This is a genomic window from Paenibacillus sp. Marseille-Q7038, from assembly GCF_965111595.1.
Genome location: NZ_CBCOOM010000001.1, coordinates 2,243,553 through 2,265,464, shown reverse-complemented (window position 1 = coordinate 2,265,464; position 21,912 = coordinate 2,243,553). Strand labels below are relative to the sequence as shown.

At 40.4% G+C, this 21,912-nt stretch carries 18 protein-coding genes; 13 read left to right on the top strand and 5 right to left on the bottom strand.

The window, feature by feature from the left end; all coding sequences use genetic code 11:
- The first annotated feature begins 171 nt into the window (after positions 1–171).
- Positions 172–2,472 (top strand): DNA topoisomerase 3, encoded by a 2,301-nt coding sequence (locus ACWPWY_RS10700; RefSeq protein WP_454191687.1) that lies wholly within the window; start codon positions 172–174, stop codon positions 2,470–2,472.
- Between the two features lie 67 nt (positions 2,473–2,539).
- On the opposite strand, the gene ACWPWY_RS10695 is transcribed toward ACWPWY_RS10700, so the two are convergent.
- Both ACWPWY_RS10695 and ACWPWY_RS10690 read right to left on the bottom strand, forming a co-directional pair.
- Positions 2,540–3,295: an HAD family hydrolase gene (locus ACWPWY_RS10695; RefSeq protein WP_454191686.1), complete on the bottom strand. Its 756-nt coding sequence runs from the start codon at positions 3,293–3,295 to the stop codon at positions 2,540–2,542.
- A gap of 36 nt (positions 3,296–3,331) precedes the next feature.
- The gene (locus ACWPWY_RS10690) at positions 3,332–4,249 is read right to left on the bottom strand and encodes an ArsR family transcriptional regulator (protein WP_454191685.1); all 918 of its coding nucleotides are present in this window, start codon (positions 4,247–4,249) and stop codon (positions 3,332–3,334) included.
- 217 nt (positions 4,250–4,466) lie between these two features.
- Between ACWPWY_RS10690 and ACWPWY_RS10685 the strand changes: the two genes are divergently transcribed.
- The 6 genes from ACWPWY_RS10685 to ACWPWY_RS10660 all read left to right on the top strand — a co-directional run bounded on the left by ACWPWY_RS10685 (position 4,467) and on the right by ACWPWY_RS10660 (position 10,485).
- Positions 4,467–5,639: an MFS transporter gene (locus ACWPWY_RS10685; protein ID WP_454191684.1), complete on the top strand. Its 1,173-nt coding sequence runs from the start codon at positions 4,467–4,469 to the stop codon at positions 5,637–5,639.
- A gap of 90 nt (positions 5,640–5,729) precedes the next feature.
- Positions 5,730–6,455 (top strand): phosphonate ABC transporter ATP-binding protein, encoded by a 726-nt coding sequence (locus ACWPWY_RS10680; protein WP_454191683.1) that lies wholly within the window; start codon positions 5,730–5,732, stop codon positions 6,453–6,455.
- A 65-nt stretch (positions 6,456–6,520) separates the two neighbouring features.
- Positions 6,521–7,816, top strand: coding sequence for a hypothetical protein (locus tag ACWPWY_RS10675; protein ID WP_454191682.1), 1,296 nt, complete (start codon positions 6,521–6,523; stop codon positions 7,814–7,816).
- Positions 7,813–8,508, top strand: coding sequence for a response regulator transcription factor (locus tag ACWPWY_RS10670; RefSeq protein ID WP_454191681.1), 696 nt, complete (start codon positions 7,813–7,815; stop codon positions 8,506–8,508). Before ACWPWY_RS10675 ends, ACWPWY_RS10670 begins: the two co-directional genes overlap by 4 nt.
- The gene (locus tag ACWPWY_RS10665; RefSeq protein ID WP_454191680.1) at positions 8,508–9,938 is read left to right on the top strand and encodes an ATP-binding protein; all 1,431 of its coding nucleotides are present in this window, start codon (positions 8,508–8,510) and stop codon (positions 9,936–9,938) included. Before ACWPWY_RS10670 ends, ACWPWY_RS10665 begins: the two co-directional genes overlap by 1 nt.
- Positions 9,939–9,957: 19 nt before the next feature.
- The gene (locus ACWPWY_RS10660; protein WP_454191679.1) at positions 9,958–10,485 is read left to right on the top strand and encodes a GNAT family N-acetyltransferase; all 528 of its coding nucleotides are present in this window, start codon (positions 9,958–9,960) and stop codon (positions 10,483–10,485) included.
- Positions 10,486–10,578: 93 nt separating this feature from the next.
- On the opposite strand, the gene ACWPWY_RS10655 is transcribed toward ACWPWY_RS10660, so the two are convergent.
- On the bottom strand, positions 10,579–11,787 hold the full coding sequence (locus ACWPWY_RS10655; RefSeq protein WP_454191678.1) for a glucose-1-phosphate adenylyltransferase: 1,209 nt from the start codon (positions 11,785–11,787) through the stop codon (positions 10,579–10,581).
- A 195-nt stretch (positions 11,788–11,982) separates the two neighbouring features.
- On the opposite strand from ACWPWY_RS10655, the gene glgB reads away from it, so the two are divergent.
- A complete protein-coding gene (gene glgB, locus ACWPWY_RS10650) occupies positions 11,983–14,049 on the top strand; it encodes a 1,4-alpha-glucan branching protein GlgB (protein ID WP_454191677.1) in 2,067 nt (688 codons plus the stop codon).
- A gap of 28 nt (positions 14,050–14,077) precedes the next feature.
- The gene (gene glgA / locus ACWPWY_RS10645; RefSeq protein ID WP_454191676.1) at positions 14,078–15,511 is read left to right on the top strand and encodes a glycogen synthase GlgA; all 1,434 of its coding nucleotides are present in this window, start codon (positions 14,078–14,080) and stop codon (positions 15,509–15,511) included.
- A gap of 98 nt (positions 15,512–15,609) precedes the next feature.
- On the opposite strand, the gene ACWPWY_RS10640 is transcribed toward glgA, so the two are convergent.
- The gene (locus tag ACWPWY_RS10640) at positions 15,610–16,776 is read right to left on the bottom strand and encodes a M20 family metallopeptidase (protein WP_454191675.1); all 1,167 of its coding nucleotides are present in this window, start codon (positions 16,774–16,776) and stop codon (positions 15,610–15,612) included.
- 218 nt (positions 16,777–16,994) lie between these two features.
- Here ACWPWY_RS10640 and ACWPWY_RS10635 point away from each other — a divergent pair, with 218 nt between their 5' ends.
- From ACWPWY_RS10635 to ACWPWY_RS10625, 3 genes are all read left to right on the top strand, one after another.
- A complete protein-coding gene (locus ACWPWY_RS10635; RefSeq protein ID WP_454191674.1) occupies positions 16,995–18,449 on the top strand; it encodes an ABC transporter substrate-binding protein/permease in 1,455 nt (484 codons plus the stop codon).
- The gene (locus tag ACWPWY_RS10630; RefSeq protein WP_454191673.1) at positions 18,436–19,158 is read left to right on the top strand and encodes an amino acid ABC transporter ATP-binding protein; all 723 of its coding nucleotides are present in this window, start codon (positions 18,436–18,438) and stop codon (positions 19,156–19,158) included. Before ACWPWY_RS10635 ends, ACWPWY_RS10630 begins: the two co-directional genes overlap by 14 nt.
- Positions 19,159–19,365: 207 nt before the next feature.
- Positions 19,366–20,022, top strand: coding sequence for a 3D domain-containing protein (locus tag ACWPWY_RS10625; protein ID WP_454191672.1), 657 nt, complete (start codon positions 19,366–19,368; stop codon positions 20,020–20,022).
- 70 nt (positions 20,023–20,092) lie between these two features.
- Here the strand turns inward: ACWPWY_RS10625 and ACWPWY_RS10620 are convergent, their stop codons facing one another.
- On the bottom strand, positions 20,093–20,971 hold the full coding sequence (locus tag ACWPWY_RS10620) for a polysaccharide deacetylase family protein (protein ID WP_454191671.1): 879 nt from the start codon (positions 20,969–20,971) through the stop codon (positions 20,093–20,095).
- Between the two features lie 265 nt (positions 20,972–21,236).
- Here ACWPWY_RS10620 and ACWPWY_RS10615 point away from each other — a divergent pair, with 265 nt between their 5' ends.
- A complete protein-coding gene (locus ACWPWY_RS10615) occupies positions 21,237–21,905 on the top strand; it encodes a PspA/IM30 family protein (RefSeq protein WP_454191670.1) in 669 nt (222 codons plus the stop codon).
- Positions 21,906–21,912: the final 7 nt, after the last annotated feature.

Below are 21,912 nucleotides of genomic sequence, written 5' to 3'. Positions count from 1 at the left end.
CCCTTCCCTAGGGGGCTTTTTATTGTTTACTCTAGTTACTGAACCTATGAACAACTTACGAATTGAGAAGTTTTCTGTTATAATGAGGTCTACTTAGAAGCAGGGAGCTTCCGTCATTACTTGAGGGGAGCTCCTTTTCGCTTGGCTAGGGCTACAGGGAGGAACGAACGCATGAAAACGCTGATTATCGCGGAAAAACCAGATATGGGACGCACTATAGCGGCGGTCGTTGAACCGCGTGCCAAAAACAATCGTACGTATCTTGAAGGTGAAAAATATATTATAACATGGGCCATTGGACATCTATTGGGGCTTGCACAGCCAGAAGCCTATGATAATAAATATAAGCGATGGAGTATTGATGATTTGCCGATTATTCCAGACCGATTCAAGATTACACCTAATCCAAGAACAAAAGACCAACTAAAAACCATTGGAGAGCTTTCACGCAAAGCCGATCTAATTATTAATGCATGTGATGCGGGGAGAGAAGGACAGTATATCTTTGATCTGATCCAGCAGCAATTGAAGCTGAGTCAACCTGTCAAACGATTATGGATTTCAGATCTGACTCCTGAGAGTATTAAAAAAGGGTTCGAACAGTTACATGATGCTTCGGAATTTGAACATTTAACGGAAGCGGCAAGAGCACGCAGTGAAGCAGACTGGCTGATTGGCATGAATGCATCCAGAGCATTTACGACAAGACATAATACACTTCTTTCCGTAGGAAGAGTACAAACCCCTGTACTTGCTCTAATCTATGACCGGGAAAAAGAGATAGAAGCTTTCGATTCTCTGACCTATTATGAGGTCTCAGCTTTATTTGAGCAGGAATCTACAGATTATCAGGGTATATGGCAAGGTGATCGATTAACTTCTGCCGAGAAGGCGCAAGAGATTGCGGATAAAGTAAAGGGCAAAACAGGGAAGATCGCAAAATATGATGTAAAAAATTCGAAAGAGCATCCTTATAAATTGTATGATCTGACTCTATTACAAAGAGAAGCGAATGCGAAATTTGGATATCCAGCGAAGAAAACACTCGATATAGCACAAGCCTTATATGAAAAACATAAAGTGATTTCTTACCCAAGAACCAATTCGAACTATGTCACAGAACAGAATATAGAAGGTATGCAAAAAACATTGCAATTGTTAAAACATACACCGTATGCTGATTTAGCAGAAAAAGCAAATCCTTCCCTTGTTCATAAGGGAAATAAAAGTGTATGCAATCCGCAGAGGGTAGAAGATCACCATGCTATTCTGCCAACGCTGAAGAAGCCAGGAACACTTAGCAAGGATGAAGGACAGATCTATGATTTGGTTGTGCGCCGGTTCTTATCACACTTTTATCCGCCGGCAGAATATAAACTGCATACCGTATATACCGAAGTGGAAGGTCATACATTTAAGACGAACGTCAAAGAACTGCTTTCTTTAGGTTGGAAAGTGGTACAGCCTTCGGAAGACAACCAGGCGAAAAAACGCAAGACAAAAAAGGGTGGGGAAGAGGAAGAACCCGAAGAACTTATTTCGGTTCCTTTTCAGGTTAACCCGGATCTGCCTGTGCAGTGTACAAAAAGTGAGATGAAAGAGAAACAAACGAATCCACCCAAAAGTTATACAGAAGGAACCTTGCTAAGGGCAATGGAAAGTGCGGGTAAGCAGATCGAGAATGAGGAGCTTCGAGATGCCATGAAAGATGCGGGCCTCGGAACACCAGCTACGCGAGCGGCTACGATTGAACGGCTTAAACAAGTCGGTTATATTACGATGCAAGGTAAGAAGATGCTGGTTACTCAAAAAGGTAAAATGGCCATCGAGCTCATTCGAAGTGCAGGCGTCGATTTGTTAGCTTCCCCGGAAATGACCGGACAATGGGAACGCAGACTGAGTCAGATCTCTAAAGGAGAAGCTGCACAAGATAAATTTATGGAGAACGTGAAGCGATTTACGATATCGATCATTGAAAAAGTACGGGTTCAGAAACCAGCTCCAAAAGATGCTTTTGGTGATGAGGATACACCTAGTAAAGGAAAGAAGACAGCGGGAAATCGGACGAAGAAACAGACGAGTTCACCAGCTGGGCAGTCTCGCTCTCAAAATACTACAAGCCTGAGTGCTCGAACTGCGGTTGCATCGGCAGCAACAACGAGTACAAAAAGTACAGGACCTGCTACATCCGTGCGTACCGCACTTGGCTCTTGTCCCCGCTTAGGATGCGGGGGGCAGATCATTGAAGGACGTAAAGGGTATGGATGCAGTCATTTCAAGCAAGGATGCGGTTTTGTCATCTGGAAAGAATACGAGGGAAAACAAATTTCGCAAAAAATGCTGGAATCTTTATTGAGTAAAGGGAAAACGCAGGTGTTATCTTTTAAAGATAGCAGGGGGACGGTAACAAAGGCGAAGATTACACTGAATGATCCGGTGACCGGCAAGCTATCACTTGAACCGCAAGAGTAAGTAAAAATCGAATGAAAAAAGAAGGACTGAGCTTGGAGAATTCCTTGGCAGTCCTTCTTTTTCATTTTTATAAATGAGCTTGTTGTTTAAGATACTCTGAAATAATCTTCGGTACATGAGTAAGGTCTTTGATCGTATAAAGGGAGTAGTTCTCTGGCTTATTTAATTCGATCAGATTGTACTGCCACTCCATATCTTGCTCGATGTATATAGCATGGACCCCTGCGGTGAGAGCAGGTTCAATATCAGTGCGAAGAGAGTTCCCGATCATCCATGTATTTTTACGATCCATTTGTCCTTCACTTACAATTTTTTCGAAAGCTTCAATGTTTTTGTGGCGAGTAATATAAATTCGATCTTCAAAATACTCCCCGAGCTTCATCTGATCAATCTTTCGTTGTTGAATCATATGCTCGCCGCCAGTATAAAGGTGAAGTGTGTGACCTTGATCAACGAGACACTCTAAAGTCTCAACCATACCTGGATAAGCTTCAATCTCCTGATCGTACACACTCATTCCCAACTTTTGAAGTTGTGCCTGTTCATTCGTATGGATAGGACGATTTACTTTTTTTGAAAAATAGACGTAGGTGTCAATTAATGACTGAGGGAAATGCTGACTTGCAAAACCAAAAATGGCAACGCCGGATACATCAATCTCCATTTGCTTATTCCGAATATCTTCTAGAGTAATTTGGTAGTCACAGAACCATTCTTGCATTAGTTCGAGGAACGCTCCGAGTGTAAGGTTAAAATACTTGTTACAATGAATGAGTGTGTCATCAAGGTCAAATATAATTTGCTGTTTTACATTGGATTTCATAGAATCTCACTCCTTATTTCTCTAATGATGTCGATGTCATAACCTGATATAAGATTCCAAATACATGCTCAGTTCCGATAATCCATCAGGACGCAAACAGTACTTCTCACTTTGCTCTTGACCCAGATGTGTTTGAAGGAGACCGGACACTCGAAGTGACATCAGATGGGGTCTGAGTGTGTCTTCCGTTTGTCCAAGTTCCTCTGAAATTTGTCTTAAAGATTTGGGCTTATTAGAGATATATCGTAAGAGCTGGAGGCGTTCGGGACTTGAAATCGCATCGGTCAGACGAAGTAAACTAATAGGCGGCTCGTCTTCCCGCCGCTCAGGCACATCTACAGGATATTGAATTAATAACATACCTTTATAAAAACAATACATATTAATAGGCCGATTATGAACAGTAGGGAAAAGTATTATTTTTTGAAGATCAGGCATCTCCTCGACCATTAACCCAGAAGTGGCATAATCAATCAATTGGTCCGAATTCATTTTTGTAAGAAGGAGTTCTTTCTCAGAACTGTCTTCTTCAATTAATTTCCGATGTTCGGGATTAAGATGTTGAAAATAATGCTCATCCCATATTTTAAGTAAAGGTATGTAGTCATCACGGATGCGTAATGTTTCCGCAAGTGTTACATCTGGAAGGATATGATGAATCTGTTTCCAGAGCTTTTCAGCAGGTTTTAAGCCGAGTTCATTAAGGAAGGGTTCAACTTCACTCGTTGTCTCTCTTAGTGCTGTCCAGGCATACAAAACATCATAATCGCTAAAGGGCCAGTTAGAAGCTACTTTCAATGATTCACGAACTTCTTCCTTTAGTGTGCTATCTACGGTGTCAATCCATTCAGGCCCGATATCAAGGCTCTGAACCCATCTTCTCGTTACATAAACCATAAAGCTATTCAGCAGCTCGTATATGGGAGTAACGTCTATTTTCACCTGATAACCCATCTGTATGAACAGACCTCCTATCACAGGTATAAGCTTACTATACAAAAAGTAAGTGTTCATTCCATTATCGCTTGTGTTTAGCTGTGTTGTCCACTATAATGTTGAATACTTTGTAACCCGTTTCTGAATGAATAAGCATATAATAGAAGATAGTTACAGGTCGTCAGAAATGGCGATTTTTTATTTTGTCATGCGAGCATAGGAGGGAAAGAATGTTTTGAGTAAGTCAGCTGGGGCAATACGACAGGAAGGTTCAAAGGCACATTTTAGTATTCTCATCGCCATTATTATTGTAGCTGGACTAAGTCAAGGTTTGCTTTTACCTGTTCTCTCTATTTTTATAGAGCAGATGGGCGTTTCTTCAAGCATAAACGGATTGAATGCTGCAGTCATGTACATAGGTTCTTTTGCAATGACACTGGTAGCTGAGCGAATCCTAGGGGCAGTAGGGTTTAAGAAACTAATCGTATCTGGTCTTATTATCGTTATGATTCCGCTCATGTTGTTTCCATTGATTCCTGATCTGAGATTGTGGTTCTTATTACGGCTTTTGGTTGGAATCGGAGACAGCGCTCTCCATTATTCAACTCAGTTATGGGTACTGCTTGTCACACCCGCAGCTTCTCGGGGCAGAAACATTTCGATATACGGAATGTCTTATGGACTTGGATTTAGTATAGGACCGCTCGGAATTAAGCTGCTGGGATATGGACAGATTGTACCGTTTGCTATTCTTTTTTTCTTCATGTTGATCGTTTTGTTATTTGCTCTGAAATTACCGGATACCCGGCCTGAAAAAATAATGAATGAAGCAAGCGGAGCAGGGAGATACCGCCGCAGCTTTACATTAGCCTGGTATGCACTCATTCCAGCATTCTTATATGGTTATATGGAATCGGGCATGAACAGTAACTTCCCTATCTATGGGCTTCGTATCGGATTTAGCGAGAGTGATATCTCCACATTACTTCCTTTTGTAGGGATCGGGGGACTGCTTCTTCAATTACCGCTTGGAGCTTTAAGTGACCGGTATGGAAGAAAGAGAATTCTTATGATCTCGGGAATCTTAGGCGGAGTTTTATTTATGCTGATTCCATCGGCGGGCACACAATTTTGGCCAACCTTATTACTATTAACGGTAGCTGGCGGGCTTGTTGGTTCGTTCTTTTCTCTGGGCCTCGCCTATGCAGCTGATATTCTACCTAAAAATGTATTGCCGGCTGCAAACGTTGTAGCTTCTTTTCAGTTTAATATAGGGAGTATTCTCGGACCTAATCTCGGAGGAATTATGCTTGGACTAGGGGCCCCGGGGGGCATGTTCTGGCTGCTCGGTGCATGTTATCTCTTGTTTGGAATTGCCGGGTTTTTCTTTAAGCAGAACAAACTATAACAAAAGAACACTTGTTCGCATGGAAAATCTACTCTATTTCCAATAAACTAAAGATATACATTCTACGGATAAGAGGAGATATAAACGTAAATGATCAGAGTAGAGCAATTGGCAAAGGCCGTTGGTTCAGATAAGATTTCCGTATTGAAAGAAATTAGCTTTGATATGCAGCAAGGCGAGTTTATTGGCATTGTCGGTGGAAGCGGAAGCGGAAAAAGCACTTTGTTACGATTGCTGGCTCTTAAAGAAAGTTGGGACCGCGGAAAATTCTCTGTGCATGGCACAGATATTTTTCAAGCTGGCTATGCTGGTAAAAAACAAATTAAACGTGAGTGGGCTTATTTAGAACAGAATCCCGAATTATTTACCAATAAAACGGTTCTTAAAAATGTTCTCATCGGCAGATCAGGACAAACACCTTGGTGGCGAATGCTGACAGGTATGGTTCGATCTGATGATTACATGGGTTCTATGGACGTGATAGAAAGTGTCGGTCTGCTCGACAAAGCGCATATGAAAGCTGGACAACTTAGCGGCGGTGAGCGTCAACGTGTTGCTGTTGCCAGGGCTCTAACCCACGGAGCGAAAGTGATTCTAGCGGATGAACCTGTTATCGGTCTTGATCCGAAATCAGCAGATAGTGTACTTGAAAATTTCAAGAAGCTATGTGAGGAAGAGCATATGACGGTGATTGCAGTGCTGCCTATCGAACTTGCAGAACGTTATGCCACTCGAATATGGGGGCTCTCTGAAGGAAGGCTCGCTTTTGATATTCGTGGCAGACGACTTACCTTACATGAGAAAAACAAGATTTAATGAATGAGAAGAGTGATCTGGTGCAAATCATAAGAAATTCACATAAACTTTTCTTTCTGGGAGCCATGTTGCTTTCTATATTTTTGATTAGTGGCTGCGGCAATGGACTGGATTCCTTTAATGATCCAAAATCGCTTATGAAGACCCCGCAAATGACGACGGAACGAGAAAATCTACTTAGTGTCATTCAAGGGGAACTTCCGGAAGGTTCTACGATTACCCAGCCCAGAGAGATGTCTAATAAGATTATTCAAAAAGATTTAAATAATGATGGCGTCATGGAGGCAGTCGTTTTTTATGATCTGCCTGATGATCCCGAGGTTAAGATTCGAGGCATGCTGCTTGAGAAGCAGGGAGATACATGGGTCAAGAAATTGACCTTTGATGGAATTGGTTCCGTTCTTAATTCCTTTCGTTTACAAGAGATTACAGGGGATGAAGGACTCGAAATTATGGCCGGATTCTCAAGCGGAGTAGAACAGAATGCGCAAAACTGGCTCGTTTCCTACACTTATAAAGGTGGTACTTTGCAGAAAATTCTGGAGATGCCCTATTCAAAATACGTAATTATGGATGAATTTCGTAACCCTATGGATTTAAATGGGGATGGTATTCATGACCTCACAATTATGAATATCCTGCCGACGACAGGACAAGGGACGATAACGGTATATCAATATAATGATGGAAGTTTTGAAGTGCTCGACAAAATGACGATTGATACCAAGATGCGAGATTTTTATAATGTATCAGCAGGAAAGATATCCAAAAACAAGACAGGGATTATTCTGGATATCGCATTAGATGCTTCGAATTCCTATTCTGACCTAATCTATATGGAAAATAATCAATTGGTTGAGGCCTTTAAAGGCACAGATATTACGTTTAAACCAAGACGAATATTAAGTGAAGATATCAACAACGATGGTATTGTGGAATTTGGTTTGCTTGAAGAACCGCCCGGCTGGGAACATTTTGTGGATAGTGAAAAATTGTATTTTTATTCTTTCTACCAATGGAATGGTGATGAGGGTCTAACCTTTATAATGCAGCAATATCGGGATGATCAAGATCGGTTTTATTTCAACTTGCAGCCTGAACAATATGGAAATGTTACACTGGATACGAAGTCAGTCAAAGATAAATATTTACGCTTTAAATTGGCAGATACCGATGAAACGGTTGCTGAAATTCAGTTTTTCTCACTGGACAGTTGGGAACGGGTAAAAGATGATTGGAAACAAATCGTTCGTTCTAGTAACCAGGTCATCGGATACAGATTGCCAAAACAAGCCGGTCAAAACACACCAAGTAATAATTTGCTTACAGATCCGGAACAGGAAGGGATGATTATAGAATGAGTAAAGTACTGATTATGGAAGATGAGGAGTCCATCCGCAGTTTTATCGTGCTTAATTTGAAAAGAAATGGATTTGACGTCCTGGAAGCGGCAGATGGTATGGAGGCAATGAAAATCATCAACGCTGTAAATGATATTGATATTGCCCTGCTTGATGTCATGGTACCTGGGATTGATGGGTTTGAAGTATGCCGCCGTATTCGTGAGAACAACGAACGAATCGGAATTATCTTTTTAACAGCAAAAGTTCAGGAACAGGATAAGGTATATGCTTTATCCGTGGGAGCTGACGATCACGTAAGTAAACCTTTTAGTCCTACGGAGCTCATTGCACGTATACAGTCTTTATTGCGCCGAGTGAATGTACACCGCGAAACAGCGGCCAAAGTGACATTTGAATCAGGTCCATTCTCACTCGACCTAATTTCCAAGCAGTTTAAGAGAAATGGGCAAGCCATTGAATTAACACCGACCGAGTTTTCTCTAGTCCAATTCTTCCTTGAAAAAGAAAACACGCCTCTAAGCCGGGATGTACTGCTAGATCATGTCTGGGGTAAAGAATATATGGGTGATCCTAAAATTGTAGATGTAAACATAAGACGACTTCGTCAAAAAATTGAAGGCAACCCTTCTGAGCCGGAATTTCTCCAAACGGTTTGGGGGCATGGCTACAAGTGGAAAGGTAGAGCTTAATGATGAAAGGCATTCGCAGGCAAATTGTGCTGCAGTATTTTATTCTTGTTCTGCTTGCGCTGCTTTTGATTGAATCCATCTTTCTGGTTGCGATGCAGAAGTATTACTACGATAGTATATATAACTACATTGAGTCTAACTCTAAAAATGTAATCAGATATTACAATTCATCATTTATAGACAGCAGTAACGAGAGTTCGTTCATATCAAATCTAATGTACTATCTTAAACTCGAAAATACATCGCTTGAAATCCTGGATACGGAAGGTCGAGTTCTTGCTCTTTCCTCTGGATTTGAATCGGATCGGGTAGTACAGACAAGTGATGTTCCGCAGGCCCTTAAAGGCAGTACAGGACGTTGGATTGGAAAAGATGTAATCACAGGTGAGTCTGTTATGGCAGTATCCACCAAAATAGATTATGGTAACGATAATGTATATATTGCTCGGTATGTAACAAGTATGGAGCGAGTGAATGATGCTCTAGTAGATATTTTAGTATGGTCAGGACTGATCGTAGTAGGGGTACTTGTGCTTGTCTTTACGATTAGTATTGGGCTAGCGAATTCCATTGTAAGACCGATCAATATCATTACAGCCGCCTCGGCAGAGATGGCAAAAGGTCGTTTTGACGTCCGCATAGAAGGGGACTATAAATATGAAATTGGTGAACTTTCTTCTACCTTGAATTATATGGCTGAGGAAATTGTGCGCAGTAATCAGGTGAAAGATGATTTCATTTCCTCCATTTCTCACGAACTTCGAACACCGCTGACAAGTATAAAGGGATGGAACGAAACACTCGAATCGGGCGGGTATGATCCTGAAGAAACAAAAATGGGTCTTAAAATCATCTCAAAAGAAACCAACCGTCTCATTGGGCTCGTTGAAGAACTGCTCGATTTCTCTAAATTGCAACAAAATGAGATGAAGATGGTTAAAGGCACGGTTAGCGTTCGTGAAGTTTTGCAAGAAATCATGCTGAATGTATGGGCTAAAGCGGAACAAAAACAAATAAAACTTAGACTCAGTGCGGAAGAAGAAGATTATTTAATTATTGGGGATGGCAACCGATTAAAACAAGTATTTCTTAATGTCATTGACAACGCAATTAAATTTTCTCACATGAATACATGGATTGATATTACGATAAAACGTGAGCAAGACCAGGTAGTTGTCATTGTTCAAGATACTGGGATTGGGATCAGTGAAGAACATCTGGAGCGTGTAAAAGATCGATTCTATCAAGTTGATCATCAACATGGTGGAACTGGGCTGGGTCTTGCCATTAGTCAGCAACTTATCGAGCTTCATGGTGGTACGCTTCTGATGGAAAGTGAACTTGGAAATGGAACAACGGTGACGGTAAAACTCCCTGCTTTAATCGAGGAAGAACACTTCGAATCGGATATAGATCCTGAAGAAGTCTAAACTGGAGAGGGAGAGGTTTATGGATCAAGGATTGAAAGTAGTAAGAACAAGAGAAGTGACTGATGGAATCATTAGGCTAATACAGGCAACGCCTGATCAATCGGAAGAGATTAGAGCACTGCTTGTTGAAGCAGCAGAGTGGATGGTCGATAATGGGCTTAAACATTGGACACCAGGTCTGTTTACATTAGATGCTGTACACCAATATTTTGATGTTCGTGATGTTTATATTGCTTATTTTAATGAGTCTCCAGTCGGATTATTTACCTTGCAAGGAGAGGATCCGGATTATTGGGGGACGTTAAATGATGAGGCATACGGTTATCTTCATCGATTGACCGTGTGCAGAGCTTATCGAAAACGGGGACTAAGCAACTGGATGATTGATGCAGCAGAAGAGATTGTTCTCGCTGCAGGAAAAAAGGGGTTACGTCTGGATTGTATAACCCATAGTCCGCAACTAAATGAATTTTATCAAGGACAAGGATTCATACACCAAGGTGTGACAGATATGGGCGATCGACAGGTGAATTTATATCAAAGATAAAATTTATAAAAGGTTCTAGACAGTGAAAATAGAGCATCCCAATCATGGGGTGCTCTTTTTGTTCAAAGATGGTATGATGAAGATAATCTTTTTTTAGCTTGAAGTAGCTCGAAGTTGGCCTGCTTTTTCGTACACGTCTTTGAGTAGACGGTTTGTTCGAACAGAAGGCTTGGCTCCGACCGTTTCTCCTGGACCAATGACAACTATTTCGTCTAGACTGCCTTTAATTACAGCCCCATCTCTAATGATAGCTCCTTCACCAATAATGGCGCGGTCAATAGTAACATTACGTCCAATACGAGCATTAGGCATGATTACACTTTCTTTGATTGTGGAACCTTTACCAATTTCTGCGCCGTAGAAAACAACAGAATGATCAGAATTCCCTTCCATGTAGCAGTTATCATGAACGATAGAATTTCTGGATAGTGTTGCTTTTTGTCTATGAGCCGAAAATTTTGTACGTCCTTGACGTGAATACATAGGCCATGCCTGAAGTTCTTCTTTCGTCAAGTTCACTCCGTTTAATACATCCATATGGGCATCCCATAAGGATTGCACAGTTCCAACATCTTTCCAATATCCTTCAAAGTTATATACATAAAGCGGGTCTTCACCCTTCAGCATAGAAGGAATGATATCCTTGCCAAAGTCATGACTAGACTCCGTAGAAGCCGCATCCTTAATCAAATGTTTTTTAAGGTGCTTCCAGTTAAACACATAAATACCCATAGAAGCTAGGTTGCTTTCTGGTTGCGCTGGTTTTTCAACAAACTCAGTTACACGCATGTCTTCATTTGTATTCAATACTCCAAAGCGATGAGCTTCATTCCAAGGTACTTCCATTACTGCAATGGTAGCTAATGCTTGTTTTTCCTCATGATACTTCAGAATTTTACGATAATCCATTTGATAAATATGGTCACCAGACAAAATAAGGACGTTCTCTGGATCTTGTGCATCAATGTATTCTATATTTTTATAGATAGCATCTGCTGTTCCGCAGTACTCATCTGATCCTGTATTCCAAGAAGGAAGAAGAGTAACTCCCTTATCCTTAGTTGTATTTAAGTTCCAAGGTTCACCTTTACCGATATGTCCATGCAAAGATTCTGCCTCATACTGTGTCAAGACTCCCACAGTGTCAATACCTGAATTTACACAGTTACTGAGAGGAAAATCAATGATTCGATAATTACCGCCGAAGTGAACAGCTGGTTTTGCGATTTTAGATGTCAGTGGAGCCAGACGTTTCCCTTCTCCTCCTGCCAATAACATGGCGATGCATTCTTTTTTAGCCATTTGTATTTCCCTCCCATAGTATGTTTCCGTGATATATTATTAAACGGAGCCCAACACAGATGAATCACCATTTTCTGAAAAAAGCTAAAATTAAATTTATATTTTCGTTTAGCTATTTTTCATTTTCATAATGGGGAAAATGGGGTAATAATGTTTTTGTAGTGTTTATTCTATTTTAAAAAGAAGGTGATCTCTTTGATCGAAAACAATGTACCGAAATCATTTATTTCCTCGGAAGATATTTATTTGTTTCACGAAGGAACTTCACATTTTAGTTATCATTTTCTCGGAGCTCATCCGGTTCAGGAAGACGGAGTGTCAGGCTATCGTTTCACAGTCTGGGCACCGAATGCTTCAAAAGTAGGCCTTGCTCTTGATCGCAACGGCTATCACGGTCTGGGAGAAGCGGATGTATTATATAAGATACCCGATTCTGGGCTTTGGAGTCGTTTTTTCCCTGACATCGATGAAGGAACATTTTACAAATATCATATTCTCACCTCTAATAATGAATCTCTGCTGAGAGCAGATCCTTACGCGTTCCACGCTGAAGTAAGACCAAATACAGCTTCCATTACCTCCAAGATCGAAGGTTATAAGTGGAAGGATGCTTCCTGGAGACGCAAGCAAAAAGAGGTGTATCAAAAACCACTTCATATATATGAGATGCATTTTGGGACATGGAAACAAAAAGAGACAGGGGAGTTTTATACATATGCTGAAATGCCTGAGTTATTGATCCCTTATCTGAAAGAAATGTCCTACACTCATGTAGAGTTTATGCCAATCACTGAACATCCATACGATTTGTCATGGGGATATCAAAATACCGGCTATTACGCTCCGACAAGCAGGTACGGGACACCTCATGAATTGATGTATCTGATTGATCAGCTACATCAGGCGGGTATCGGTGTTATTTTGGACTGGGTTCCTGCGCATTTCGCTAAAGATGCCCATGGACTTCGCATGTTTGATGGAACACCATTGTTTGAGTATGCAGATCCGCTTAAGGCAGAAAAACCGGGTTGGGGAACACTAAGTTTTGATTATTCCAAACCGGAGGTTCGCTCGTTCCTTATATCTAACGCACTTTATTGGATGGATATGTACCATATCGATGGTCTGCGTATTGACGCAGTAACAAGTATGCTGAAGCTGGACTTTGAGAAAGCAGAAGGCCAGTATTGTCTGAATGAAAAGGGCACGAATGAAAATGTGGAAGCCATCGATTTTATTAAACAATTAAATGAAACGATCTTTCACTATTACCCTGCAGCTTTAATGATGGCGGAAGAATCCAGTTCATGGTCTCAAGTTACCAGTCCTGTGTATGCTGGTGGACTCGGCTTTAATTACAAGTGGAACATGGGATGGATGAATGATACGCTTGAATATTTTGAAACGGATTTCTCTGAGCGCCCTGGCAGACATAATTTATTAACTTTCCCTTCGGTATATGCTTATAATGAGAACCATTTGCTGCCGCTGTCACACGATGAAGTAGTACATGGCAAGAAATCTCTTCTTAATAAAATGCCAGGAGATTATGAACAGAAGTTTGCGGGTTTGCGTGCTTTGTTAGGTTATTTTATAACTTCCCCAGGGAAAAAATTGCTCTTTATGGGTGGGGAGTTTGGTCAGTTTATTGAGTGGAAGGATGAAGAACCTTTAGATTGGTTTTTGCTTGACTATGAAAGTCACCGAAAGCTTCTCCATTTCTCCAAATCATTAAATGAGTTTTATTTACAAGAAAAAGGATTGTGGGAATTAGACCATAGTACCGAAGGATTTAAATGGATTTCGGCAGATGATCGCTCTCAAAGCGTACTTTCTTATGTAAGAAAAGGAAAAAAACCAGGTGACTCCTTGATCGTACTTATTAATCTGCAACCTGTATCCCGTTATCATTATAGAGTAGGCGTACATCGTTCGGGTTCATATACAGAAGTGTTAAATAGTGACCGTGTTGATTTTGGCGGACAAGGTCTTCTTAATGAAGAAGTGCGCACCGAAAAGATCAGCTATCATGGACAGCCGAACAGCATTGAGGTTACCTTGCCACCTCTTAGTATCGTTATCTTCAAGAAGACACCCAGAAGCAAACGTGCTTCAGTAAAGGGAGATCCCGTTTTGAATACTTCTTCAAAACAGGAAAATAGAAATAAAACAGATTCCCTAGAGAAAAAGAAGCCTAGAAGACAAACAAAAAAAATTAAAGATGGTGAACCGTCTCTTATAGAAGGAAGTACATCCAATTAAGTAAGGCATAATAAGGAGGAAGTAAGTAATGAATGTATTATATGTCGCAGCAGAGGGTCATCCATTTATAAAAACAGGAGGACTTGCCGATGTTATTGGTGCTCTGCCCCAGGCACTTATTAAAGAGGGAGTAGATGTGCGGGTAATTTTACCCAAGTACAAAAATATCCCTGACCGGTATAAAAAACAGATGGAGCCTGTTGAAGTGACAGAAGTAAATGTAGGCTGGCGCAAGCAATATTGCGGCGTTGAACAACTGGTTCATCAAGGCGTAACATTTTATTTTATTGATAATGAGTACTATTTTGGAAGAGACGGGATTTATGGTTATAACGATGACGGTGAACGATTTGCTTTCTTTAACCGAGCTGTTCTCGAAATCATTCCTTTCCTTAATTTTAATCCGGATGTAATCCACTGTCATGACTGGCATTCTGCCATGATTCCTTTGCTAAAGAAAGCACATTTTGATCATATTGCAGCTTATCAGTCCATGAAAACGGTATTCACCATTCATAACCTTCTATACCAAGGTGTATTTCCTTATGAAGTACACAGCGATCTGCTTGCACTGGATAGCCGCTACTTCACCTCAGAGGGTGTAGAGTATTATGGAAACCTGAATTTCATGAAAGCTGGATTAGTTTACTCTGATCATGTCACTACCGTTAGCCCTACCTATGCAGAAGAGATCAAAACATCTCATTACGGATATGGTTTGGATGGTCTCCTGCGTTCCATTGAAGGTAAATTGTCAGGGATCGTTAACGGTATAGACACAGATAGTTATAATCCTGCGACGGATGATCAACTGGCTATAACCTATGATATGCAGCAGCTCGAGAAAAAAGTAGAAAACAAAATTGCGCTTCAAAAAGAACTCGGATTACCTGTCAAACCAGAAGTTCCTGTGATTGCAATGGTGACTCGACTTGTGGAATCAAAAGGTCTTGACCTCGTAACCAGAGTACTTGATGAATTATTATATTATGATGATGTGCAGTTTATTCTACTGGGAACAGGAGAAGGTGAATTTGAGCATTGGTTCCGTGAAGCGGAGAAACGCCATCCTCTAAAAATGTCGGCACAAATTCGTTTCAATGAGGGATTGTCGAGAAGATTCTATGCAGGAAGTGATATGTTCCTGATGCCTTCTAGTTTTGAGCCGTGCGGGATAAGTCAATTATTAGCTTTGCAATACGGAAGTATTCCCATTGTGAGGGAGACGGGCGGACTGAATGATACGGTCCAAGCTTATAATGAATTCACTGGTGAAGGAACCGGATTTACGTTTACCAACTTTAATGCTCATGACATGCTCTATACGATTCGGCGAGCAGAGTCATTCTATAACCAATCCAAGCATTGGAAGAAGATTATGAATAATGCAATGAGCGGGGATTATAGCTGGGAAGTTTCAGCAAGAGAATATCTAGATATTTACGAGCAAATAACGGAATAAAGCATAAAAAATAAAGAAGGGTTCAATTGCCAAAAGGCAAGAGGACCCTTCTTTTATTCTGTTTCTATTTTCGATCCTATCGCATGTACAATTACATATTACGCATTACGTTGAAATTCATCTTTAATGGATGCAAGAAGATCGGGTTGTGATATGACGTCATAAGCAGTACCTGCTAATGCTTTTGCACCTAGAATCATTGCGTCAAGAGCCTGTTCTTTCATGGCAAGATCTCTGAATTCTATGGAATGCAGCGCATGTTTTTCATTAATAATTTTAATAAATGGATGGATCGCAGGAACACGTAATGAAACATTCCCCATATCCATAGAACCGTGATCGTTTCCGGAGACTATCTCCTTTTCATCGATGCCAAGCTCAGCAAGGTTTGTTGAGAATACGTCAGACAAGGTTTCGTTTGTATACATCTCATCATACGAAGTTTCATAATTGGAAGTTTTCAGTGTGCAGCCAGTTTGTAGTGCAGAACCTTCTGCAATTTGGATGACACGTTTCGTAAGTACATCAAGTTCTTTACGTGTAGCTGCACGTACATAAAACTGAGCGGAAGCGTAATCAGGAATGATATTTGCCGCCTCTCCGCCATGGTTAATGACACCGTGGATACGAACTGTACTTTTCACTTGTTGACGGAAAGCATTAATTCCATTAAATGTTTGGATCACAGCATCTAGTGCATTAATTCCCTCATGAGGAGTAGCAGCAGCATGGGATGATTTACCGAAAAATTCAAATTGAACAGCATCGATCGCGAGTGATTTTCCTGACTTCTCGAAAGCGTAGTACGGGTGAGTCATCATTGCGATATCGCAGTCATCAAATAGTCCAGCTGCAGCCATAGGAACTTTCGCACCTTTTGTTTCTTCTGCTGGGGTACCAAATACTTTAATCGAGCCGCCAATCGTATCAATAACAGATTTTAGACCAACCGCTGCACCTAAACCCATCATACAGATCAAGTGATGCCCGCAAGCATGTCCGATTTCCGGAAGAGCATCATATTCACATAACAAAGCAACTTTCGGGCCAGGTTTAGAGGCGGTATAGGTACCAATAAATGCAGTATCGAGACCAAGAACAGGGGCTTCCACTTCAAAACCATGATAGATCAGTTCTTCTTTCAGACGCTTGCTGGCAAGAAATTCTTCATTTCCGAGCTCAGGATTCGCACCAATATATAATGATATTTCTTTAAACCGGGAACTATATTGATCAATAGTGTCATTTATCGTTTGTTTGTTCATAAGATTCTCCCTTTGACTATGATTTGTCGATTCATCGTTGTGTAATTAAAAATCGTATATACATTATAGCACTGGCTTTTAGAAACGTCTTGTAATTCAGGTAAATCAATGGAAAACTATGAAAATAGAAAGAAAATACGTTGCATATTCATACATTTTCACTTATAATAGTTCAATCTTATAAAAATGATCTAGATTCAGCTAAGGAGAGACAGAAGTTGAAAAAAACAGTTCGTATACTTATGTTATTAATGTGTATTGTCTTGTTGCTTCCAGCCGGAATGGCTACCGTTTATGCAACCGACAATGTAAACAGCAAGGAAACGCTGGTTCTAGGGACGAGTGCTGATTTTCCGCCTTATGAATTTCATAAAACGATTGATGGACAAGACCAGATTGTCGGTTTTGACATTGAAATAGCAAAAGCCATTGCTGAAAAAATGGGCGCAGAACTTGTAATTGAAGATATGGGATTTGACAGTTTGCTGCCTGCCCTTCAGAGCGGCCGAGTTGACCTTGTCATATCAGGAATGACGCCTACGGAGGATCGTAGACAAAGTATCGATTTCTCTGATCAGTACTACAAAGCAAGTCAGGTGGTATTAGTTCGCAGTGAGGATTCCGATAAGTACCAATCAATGACGGATCTTGAAGGTGAAACAATAGGGATTCAAAAAGGGTCTATCCAGGAAGAGATTGCTCAAGGAATCAATAATGCGAAGCTAGTATCGCTTGATAAAATGGGTGATCTTGTCCTTCAGCTTGAAACAGAGCGTGTTAATGCAATTATCGTTGAAGATACCGTTGCAAAAGGTTACCTAAATAATAAAATTGTAATCGCTAGTGCAAGTCCTGCAGAAACGGACTCGGCAGCAGCGATTGGGGTTGCTAAAGGGAATACGGAACTATTAGAAGTCATTAATGCTACAATCGCAGAACTAAAAGTTGATAATGGAATTGAGAAAATGGTAGAAGAAGCGAGCTTGCTCGCATCCGGTAACCAAAAAGACCGCAATATATTTACGATTGCTTATGAATTCCGTCATTATTATGCAAAGGGTATTGGTTATACTCTGTTATTATCAGCACTTGGCGTTATCTTTGGTTTTCTGATTGGCTTACTTATTACTTTAATGCGTATGTCGGCATTCAGAGTATTCAGATGGATCGGTACGGCATACGTAGAAGTGTTACGCGGCACACCAATGCTGGTGCAGTTAATGATTATGCATTATGGACTCGCACTTGTATTTGGTCTTAATTTATCTCCGTTGCAATCGGGGGTTATCACCCTTTCGATTAACAGTTCAGCTTATTTAGCCGAGATATTTAGAGCAGGAATTCAGGGAGTGGATAAGGGGCAGATGGAAGCTGCACGTTCACTCGGAATGAAACGAAGTGCAGCACTTCGTCACATTATTCTTCCACAAGCATTAAAATCTGTTCTGCCTGCGATTGGTAATGAGTTTATTACCATCATTAAAGAATCATCTATCATTTCGATTATCGGTATGGCTGACATTATGTACCAAGCTAACTCGATTAGAAATATCACGTATGCAGGTCTAAGTCCTTACATCATCGCAGCAGCTATTTATTTCGTTCTAACCTTCATGCTTTCCAAGCTGCTAAGTCTATTCGAAAGGAAGTTGAGTGCTAGTGATAAGCGTTAAAAATTTGCATAAATCATTCGGAAAACTAGATATTCTTAAAGGAATTGACATTGAAATTGCGAAGGGCGAAGTGGTTGTTGTCATTGGTCCATCCGGTTCAGGGAAAAGCACCTTTTTACGCTGCATCAATCTGCTGGAAGTACCGACAAAAGGCGAAATATTATTTGAAGGTGCATCTATAACAGACCCGAAACACGATATCAATTCGACTCGTGAAAAAATGGGGATGGTGTTCCAGCACTTTAATCTTTTTCCACATAAGACGGTAGGTCAAAACATTACACTTGCTCCTACCATCGTAAAAAATGTATCTGCTGAAGAAGCAAATACCATCGCTGATGATCTACTGAAAACGGTAGGTTTAGCTGATAAAAAAGATATTTATCCGAATCAGCTTTCTGGCGGACAAAAACAACGGATTGCCATCGCAAGAGCACTTGCGATGCAGCCACATGTGATGTTGTTTGATGAACCAACCTCAGCACTGGATCCTGAGATGGTCGGGGAAGTTCTTGATGTCATGAAAAAACTCGCCGAGGGCGGAATGACGATGGTTATTGTTACTCATGAAATGGGATTTGCCCGCGAAGTCGGTGATCGTATTGTATTTATGGATGGCGGTAAAATCGTGGAAGAAGGTACGCCAGATGAAGTATTTGGTAACCCGCAGCATCCTCGTACTCAAGATTTCTTAAGTAAAGTGCTATAAATCATTAATAGATTAGGTATATAGAAGCTCTCTTCGCATGAATTTTATTCATGCAAAGGGAGCTTTTTTTATGTGAATCATTCGTAAATATAACAAATTGGTAACTATTACATACGCACAGGTTACAGAATTGTGATATATTAGCTACATCTTACGAGAAAACAACTAGAGAAGCTTCTATGAAGAAGCTAACTATAGGAGGAAATTATGTTTAAACGTTTCAAGAAATCTTCTACGGTAGCAGCCGCTTTGCTAGGTGTTACCTTATTAGCACAAAGTGTTCCTGCTCATGCAGCGCAAGTATATGTAGCTAAAGAGGGAGATACATTTTACAAACTATCTCAAAGATATGACATTGACTTAGATACTTTGATGAACGCGAATAAAGACATTTCGCCATATAATATTTATGAAGGATTAAAATTGACTCTACCAACAAGTAGTTCGAATACAGTGAGTTCTTCTAGCAATAATGCAGTGACAGCAAGCCTGAATGTAGACAGCAGCAATAAAGTGGTAGAAGCATGGGGGAAAACATTTAATTACAGCGAAACATTAAATGTAAAAGCTAGTGCGTATTCTTCTGACCCCGCAGAAAATGGCGGGTATGGAGCCGTTGACTACTTCGGCAATCCGCTGGAATTAGGTACGATTGCTGTTGATCCATCCGTCATTCCACTAGGAACGAAAGTTTTGGTTACAGGTCATTCTCATGATAATCTGCCTGACAAAGCTTTTGTCGCGACAGCTACCGATATCGGTGGAGCTATCAAAGGTAACAAGATTGATATCTTTATCCCGGGAAGTAAAAGTTCTGTTGCGAAGTTTGGTATCCAAGATATCAAACTCTATATCATTGAATAATTAATAAATTGATAAAGTGAATACAAAAGTAAAAGAGCACCTGTGTATCGGAATATACACAGGTGCTCTTTTATTTTGATTTTTCGATTCCTAGCAGTTCAGGCACCGTGACCAGTTCGTATCCTTGATTTTTCAAAGCTTTAATGACTTCAGGTAAAGCTTCGATCGTCCCTTGAAGTTTCGACCCATATCCGCCACCGCCATGCTGAAGCACGATCGCACCAGGTCTAATACCAGAGAGAATGTTCGTTAACACTTGCTCTTTGTTTAGTCCTTTCCAATCTACAGAATCAACATTCCAATTCACAATTTGGTACTTGTGCTCAGCTGCCCATATAAGCTGTTCTTCTGTGATTTCACCGTAGGGCGGACGAATTATTTTTGGAATATATCCTGTGATTGGAAGGATGGCTTGCTCCGTTTTATTAATCTCTGCAATAAAAGCAGACATTGAAATTTTATTGAAATCCGGATGAGTAAAGCTGTGATTACCAATCACATGTCCTTCATCATGAATTCGTTTGGCAAGTTCGGGATGGTTAACCACTCTTTGACCATTCACAAAAAAAGTCGCTTTTACCCCGGACTCTTTCAGAACATCTAATATTTGCGGGGTGAATCTTGGATCCGGTACATCATCAAATGTTAAGGCAATCCTTTTTATATTAGGTCCGTTCGTAACGAATGTACTCTTGTATTTTTTTCGCAGCTGGCCAAGTGTAAGTTTTGATTTTTCATCAACTTGCTTCTTCGGCTCTTTTACAAAAGGGAGGAGTTCTTTTGTCATCGAATCCGGCAGAAAAAAAGGATCTTCTATGTTTTTACTATCTTCCGGTGCGTAAACATATGTACGATCCAGAACGTATGCCGTGGCGGTTTGCGAAAAATATAACAGGAGGATACCAGATAATAAAGTAAATGCAACAAAAGAACAAATGAAGCGTTTCATGTAAGCATAACTCCTTATATTTGTGATTTATCGTTACGAAAAACAATCGAACAGTACATCACGGGTATTCGTATGTTATTGCCTAGACGCAACAAAATTATTCTTACATCAAATACGGTGGTATTTGTTTAGCCCCATTTATTAAATAAATGAAACTTCATGAATTACTGAACCGTATAAGGTAATTAGATGCATAAGTAGTGATTCATTACCAAGCAAATGAGTATATTAAGTAAAAGAAAACATATACGGGAGGAATTTTATAATGTCTCTATTTAAAAGATTTCGTGATTTAACCATGTCTAATATTAATGCTCTGATTGATAAAGCGGAAGATCCAATTAAAATGACCGATCAATATATCCGTGATATGCAGAAGGATTTGGAAGATGCGGAGAAAGCGGTAGCTGCACAAATAGCCATTGAGAAGAAATTTAAAGCTTTATATGAAGAGCAGGAAGCGCTAGTGAAGAAAAGAGAAGAACAAGCGCATACGGCAGCTAAAGCACAGAATATTGATCTTGCTCGTCGTGCTCTCGAAGAAAAGAAAAATGCAGAAGTCAAACTTACGGAATACAAAACAAGTTTTGATCAAAACAAAGCTTCCGCAGACAACCTCCGTTCCAAACTGGAGGAAATGCGTAAACAGCTGAGTGAAATGAAGAATAAAAGAGAAACACTGGTAGCTCGTTATAATGCAGCCAAAGCTCAGACGGAAATCAACAAAGCAATGAGTGGTTTTAGTTCCGATTCGGCCACATCTGGTATGAAACGTATGGAAGAAAAAATGTTGCAAGCGGAAGCACATGCAGAAGCAAGTAACGAAATGAACAGCAAAGAAAAATCACTTGATGAAGAATTTGAAAACATGGGGAAAGACAAGGAAGTAGAAGACGAACTGGCAGCATTGCTGAAACAGTACGAGAATAAATAACAAGCAT